The organism is Paenibacillus sp. 01T422 (assembly GCF_056398785.1).
The window spans coordinates 1-1,601 of the sequence record NZ_JBFTQB010001362.1; the positions used below are offsets into that span (position 1 = coordinate 1).

Here is a 1,601-nt window from a genome sequence, read left to right on the forward strand (position 1 = left end):
GACCTGTAAAAGACAACGGTATTGAGTTTATATCTATGCAGGACTATCATAATTTATTAAGGATATTAGGGTCATGGAGTGGAGGGAAGAGACACCGAGATTATGAAAGTGTCACGGCTACCAAATGGGTGATTTCTAAATTCTTAAGCATGATTTTGTTGAACCATTTTTATAATTGGGTAAGAGTGGCGTTGCAACGAAAAACTACAAATGAAATCAAGGTTTTACCTTTTCGATATGAGAATCTACCATTTGGAATATTGAAAGTTTCTGACGATGATAAGAATCAAGAGTTGGAATTTCACACATGGTACAAAAGAAAGCAAGTGGCTATTGGTGACATAAAGTTATATTGTCCTTTTAACAGTGTAAAGAAACGCCGTAATCATCATCTTGATTATTTTAAAGATGAGGAAGAATATAAAAGGTTTATTAGGTTGAATTAGGTGCTGTTTCATTTAAGGAGATCGTGGTTGTGCAAAATTTGAACAGGAGTATATTTGTGTCGTGAAAGGGAGCATATTTGTGTCGCGAATATTTCCCACTATGTATATTGGGGAACTATTACAAAGAAAGTGAATGTTACTCTCGGGGTTAATTTGACTGACAGAAATTATTAATAAGAAAAGACTAAAGGCAGGCCGCAATTGCCGCCCACCTAAAAGCGCATGGAACCCGGTGGAGCGGACAACCACCCTCGCGCCCTGAGGGGACTGCGATTGCCAATACCAGCACGTTACAAGTCGTTCAAATCAATGGTAAATCCAGCAGCTTTCAATTCTCTAGCCAGTTTAAATTTCCAAGCTTCCTCGCCGTCCATTCGAGTCCAAAGCACTCCCTGCATATCGGAAAGCAATTCAACATCACCCTTGAGCAGGGCGAATACATTCTTCCTCCCAAGCTTAGAAACAAAGTAGCCCCATTCAAAAATTACATTTTGTCTAGCACGGTGTTTTTCGTCTTCTGGCTTACTTAATTTGGAACGACCAATGTCATCAGGAGTTAATAGAACAATTGCATATCCGACCGCTGAAACACGTTCTAGTTTCTCAACAATTGTGTGGACTTGAATTAATCTCACGATTTTTGAGTTCATAGCCCTTTTCAATCTGACGTTTAATTCTTTCCGATGCCTCAGCCTTTGACATTAGAAGAGACGCGTTTTTTTTAATACCTGGAGTCGACGCTTTAGATGTCGTTCTTTTTGCCATGATAAGCACTTTCCCCTCTAAAATATAATCATAGCCACTCTTAGTGTCCATGTTCAACGTTTTTACAGGACATCTGCGGAGATATCGCAAGGTTTTTATAACGATTTATTAAACGCAATGAGTCCGCTGATTGTCATTACGTGCTTTAAATCCTTTGTATTCGGTTCCTCTAATTATAACCTGTCATTAAAAATAGTAATATATAATCACCAAATTTAATAGTCCTACGAATTTGTTTTAGCTTTCATTATGTCGTGCAACTGATCCATTTAAAATCATTGTTATATTAAATTTTTACTCTTTTGTTTTGTTGCTCTTTTTTAGTTATTAAGCTAGTGACTTCGCGGCAATAAAATAGGATCATATATTTGTTAAGTTTATAGGTGAACG

At 37.3% G+C, this 1,601-nt stretch carries 2 protein-coding genes; one reads left to right on the forward strand and one right to left on the reverse strand.

Going from position 1 to position 1,601, the window contains the following annotated elements:
• Positions 1-446 (forward strand): hypothetical protein (locus AC1DUA_RS38745; protein WP_477504744.1); only part of this gene is annotated, 446 nt, incomplete at its 5' end.
• Between the two features lie 290 nt (positions 447-736).
• Here AC1DUA_RS38745 and AC1DUA_RS38750 read toward each other — a convergent pair.
• Positions 737-1,096 (reverse strand): TIR domain-containing protein, encoded by a 360-nt coding sequence (locus AC1DUA_RS38750; RefSeq protein ID WP_477504745.1) that lies wholly within the window; start codon positions 1,094-1,096, stop codon positions 737-739.
• Positions 1,097-1,601 lie beyond the last annotated feature (505 nt).

What these genes read in the sequence shown, in the direction of transcription:
- AC1DUA_RS38750 (WP_477504745.1), bottom strand. Translation starts at nt 1,096, where the DNA reads ATGAACTCAAAAATCGTGAGATTAATTCAAGTCCACACAATTGTTGAG.